This is a genomic window from Lachnospira hominis (ex Hitch et al. 2025) (genome assembly GCF_040096395.1).
Lineage (GTDB): Bacteria > Bacillota > Clostridia > Lachnospirales > Lachnospiraceae > Lachnospira > Lachnospira hominis.
Genome location: NZ_JBBMES010000038.1, coordinates 1 through 4131 on the forward strand (window position 1 = coordinate 1; position 4131 = coordinate 4131).

Below are 4131 nucleotides of genomic sequence, written 5' to 3' on the forward strand. Positions count from 1 at the left end.
TTTAATGTGCAGGAATTAAATGACAGCACAGGAAACTATTATGGCATCAACCAGATCAGCAAGAATGTGAATATCGGTAACAGAAAGAAGCTCATCAATGGAAATGGCTTTGTATTTGGTGTGCCGGGTTCCGGTAAATCCTTCTTCTGCAAGATGGAAATGGGCAGCGTATTCTTGTCGGGAGATGATGAAATAATCGTTATAGATCCAATGAACGAATACTTTGATATTGCTGAGACTTATGGTGGAACAGTGGTAAATATGTCCACCTACACGGATAACTATGTGAATCCGCTGGAGATGGATGTATGGAGCCTTGATCCGAATGATTCCAAGGGAATGGTAAGAGAAAAGGGCGAGTTCATGCTTGGTCTTTGTGAGCAGTGCATCGGTGACAGCTTAAATTCAAGACAGAAGTCAATCATCGACCGCTGTGTGAGAAAACTGTATATCGACATTGCAAGGAGCAAAGAGAAGTATATCCCGGTAATGAGTGATTTTTACGATATTCTCATGGCACAGCCGGAGGACGAGGCAAAAGACATTGCATTGTCTTTGGAACTTTTTGTAAATGGTTCGCTTAACATCTTCAACCACCAGACAAATGTGGATGTGGATAACAGATTTACAGTCTATGGCATCAGGGACTTAGGTACAGAGCTTAGTCCTATCACAATGCTTGTTATGATGGAGTCCATTCAGAACAGGATTGTTGAGAATGGTAAGCGAGGCAAGGCAACATGGCTCTATATTGATGAGTTCCATGTCCTGCTTAATTCGGAGTATTCTGCAAAATATCTGCAGCAGCTCTGGAAGAAGGTAAGAAAGCAGGGAGGTCTTTGTACCGGTATCACGCAGAATGTTGTCGATCTGTTGCAGAATTACACAGCAACCACAATGCTTGCAAACTCTGAGTTTGTGGCACTCTTGAAGCAGGCAAATACAGACAGTTCAAAGATGGCGGAGGTTATCGGGGTATCAGAGGCACAGCTTCGGTTCGTAACTAATACCGCCTCTGGAATGGGACTTATTAAGTGTGGTTCGGTAGTAATTCCCTTTGATAATCAGATCAGCAAGGATACGGATTTGTACAGGCTGTATAATACCAACATTCATGAGAAGATTGCGGAACAGAAGAAAAAAGAAGCAATGCTGCAGTGATAACAGATGAATTTTTATAGAATCTATAGTATAATCAAGAGGTCGGATGAATGTCCGACCTTGATGATAATAAATTAGATATTCCCTATTTTTAAGAAGAAAGCATATAAGATTCGATATGAAAAATAAATAAGGAAGCAGTTCTAAAATGTATCATTTGTACCGGAGAACATGTGGCTGGATTTTAAGATATGCTTATCGTACACTTTGACGAGAATATGTTGATTGGGGATGCAGCGGACCTGGATGCATTTATGGAAATGTATGGTGTGGAAGCAATTTCCAAGGAATATTTGTAATTATTAGGGAAAAGAAAATTTGAATTTTACGCACTATTAACTTTTGGATATAAAGTGCCGATATTACAGATATAGAAACGGATTTCTGTATCAATTTTCAAGGAGGATGATACCATGATTAGAGCAGCTAATTTAACACAGGTAACAGATTATTATAAGAGCAATACTGTTAGTAAGCAAAATAACACAGAGAAAGCAAAAGATGTGCAGCCCAATGCACAGAAAATAAAATCCAGCGAAGATAAGTTATCTTCTAAGGCACAGAAATATCTGGAAACATTGCGTAAGGATAATGCGGATTTCGATTTTATTATTGCTGATAAAGGCGATGATTTCAGAGGATTAGTAGACCAAAGCGATAAGGAATTTACAGTTGTTTTTTCAAGTGCTGAACTTGAAAGAATGGCATCCGATGAGAAATATGCACGGGAAAAATTGTCTACGGTAAAAACTGCAGTTGAGATGTCAGATAAAATCAATGAACAGTTTGGGTTTGAACGTGCTTGGGGAACGACAGACAATAGTGGAACTGTATTAAATAAGTTAACTATGTCCTTTGATGATGATGGAAAGATGACACTTTTTGCTGATTTGGAGAAGATTACAGAAAAGCAGAAAGAACGGCTTGAAGAATTAAAGGAAAAACGTGCAGAGGAGAAAAAGCAGGAAAAGAAGGATGTAACTGTTAAGCGGACTACAATTCAGGCAAATTCAAAAGAAGAATTACTTGAAAAGATTTCTGAACTGGATTGGAGTAAGATAACAGAAGAAAAGGCAACACAGGGTATGAAGTTTGATATCACTATTTAATCGTAGCATTAACCGGGAATTGGAGGTGTGCTATGATTGCAGGTACAATACGAAACGCTGTGAATCAGATGCAGTTAGTAAATGATTGGGAGCAAAAGAAGGCTACCGGGGATGTTGTAAAGAAGCAAGAGGGTATGACTGTAACAAGTCAGGAAGAAAGCATGATTCAGCATTTCCGAGAGCAACTTGAGCGAGACAAAGAAAGTTCTGCATATAGTCAGATTTATAACAAGATTGCAAGCGGTCAAGAATTAACAGCTTCAGAAGAAGATGCTATTCGTCAGAAAGACCCTAAAGCCTATATGGAATATAAAGCGGCAAGAATGGAACAAGAAGCTTATGAGCGTAGGTTGGAGAGATGTAAGACAAAAGAAGAGGCTCAAAGGCTTCAAGTAAATGAGATGAATGGAAATTTGGCAGAACTAAAAAGTATCGTGAATAATCCAAATATTCCAAAGAGTGAAAAGCTTAAGGAAGCTCAACGTATCATGGGAAATACTTTTAGAGCTGTAGAGTCATTCACAAGATTTGTAAAAAGTACAGAATATAGGGATTTGCCAACAGAAGAGGAAATTGTAGAGACATCTATAGAAAAGGGGCAGGTTGCAGAGGATTCAAACGATACTGAAATGTCTGAACAGTTAACATCAGATACAACTGTTTCAGTAGATGAGGCAGCAAAAATAGTAAATGATTCGAAGCGAGATTTACAATTAAGTGATGTTCACCAAATTGAAAAAGATGTTATAGAGGAAATGAAGGATATCGAAATAAAGCATTTTGGTGAGAAGAAATCATCGGTCAGAATAGACATTACGGTATAGGAATAGTCTGCGTGAAATTTCAGTTTCATGTTGCTTTTAATAATTGAATATTGAATGATTTTACATAGCCGTTAAGGAGTAATTTTTGCTCCCTAGCGGCTTATTTTATTTTTCAAAGTAGGAGGTGAGAAAATTGAAAATTAGAAAGGTTGATGACAAACCGATGGTCATTCACACCAAGGAGAAAGCCAAGATTCATGCCCACGAACCGAAGGGAGCCAAGATTAAGGGGAGTAACATCTATACAGTAGAGAGAGGTCCTAAGACAGCTGGTGCAAAGGTAACTGATACGGATAGAAAGAAGTCCTATCGCAAGAGTACCATTCATCAGTCGGAGCCGAAGAATAAGGGATTATCAAGATTCAAGCAAAACCTTAAGGAATCAAACACTTCCATCAAGACCAAGAACACGAATCTTCACATTGCAGGAAGAACTGGAGCACTTGTAGCCGGGGCAGTAACAGATCAGGTGGAAGGCGGTCAGGAGGTATCGCAGGCAGCATATCTTGCATATGAAGCAAGCCGCCCTGTTACCGGAACTGCTTCTAAGGGGGCTGCACTTTTCAGGAAAAAGGCGGCAGCCGAGGCAAAGAAGCGTATCAAGAAGGTAGAGGCAGGAAAGAAGCTGGCAAAAAAGACAGCAAAGAAAGCTGCCAAAGATACAGCCAAGACTGTAGCTAAAGAGACGGCAAAAGAAACAGCAAAGACTACTGCCAAGGTTGCAACGAAAACTGCTACAAAGGCAGCTGCTACGGCGGCAGGAACAGCGGTTGCACCGGGAGTAGGCACGGCAATCGGCATGGCAGCCGGATATGCGGCAGGTGTGTCCATAGAGGTCAAGGATGAAAAGATGACAAACCGGAGCAGGAAGATAAAGTTCTTTCTGGATAAGATGAAAGCACAGGAGAATCAGACGGATAGTGTGGCAAAGCTGGTAAAGGATCTGATTGTGCGAAAAGCGATTACCTGGGTAAAGGCAGCTGCACCGATTATCGGATTGGTGCTTTTATTACTTGTTCTTGTAGTTGCCATGATTG

Annotated in this window: 3 protein-coding genes and 1 pseudogene; all 4 read left to right on the forward strand. The window is 40.2% G+C overall.

Annotated features, from left to right (window positions below):
* Nucleotides 1-1161, forward strand: a 1161-nt coding sequence (locus WMO38_RS14840) for a VirB4-like conjugal transfer ATPase, CD1110 family (RefSeq protein WP_349163196.1), incomplete at its 5' end; no start/stop codon positions are given.
* 413 nt (nt 1162-1574) lie between these two features.
* Nucleotides 1575-2270, forward strand: coding sequence for a DUF6033 family protein (locus WMO38_RS14845; protein ID WP_015521659.1), 696 nt, complete (start codon nt 1575-1577; stop codon nt 2268-2270).
* Nucleotides 2271-2302: 32 nt separating this feature from the next.
* A complete protein-coding gene (locus WMO38_RS14850) occupies nt 2303-3094 on the forward strand; it encodes a hypothetical protein (protein ID WP_012740998.1) in 792 nt (263 codons plus the stop codon).
* A 163-nt stretch (nt 3095-3257) separates the two neighbouring features.
* Nucleotides 3258-4131 (forward strand): annotated as a pseudogene (locus WMO38_RS14855) (hydrolase); the annotation flags it as partial.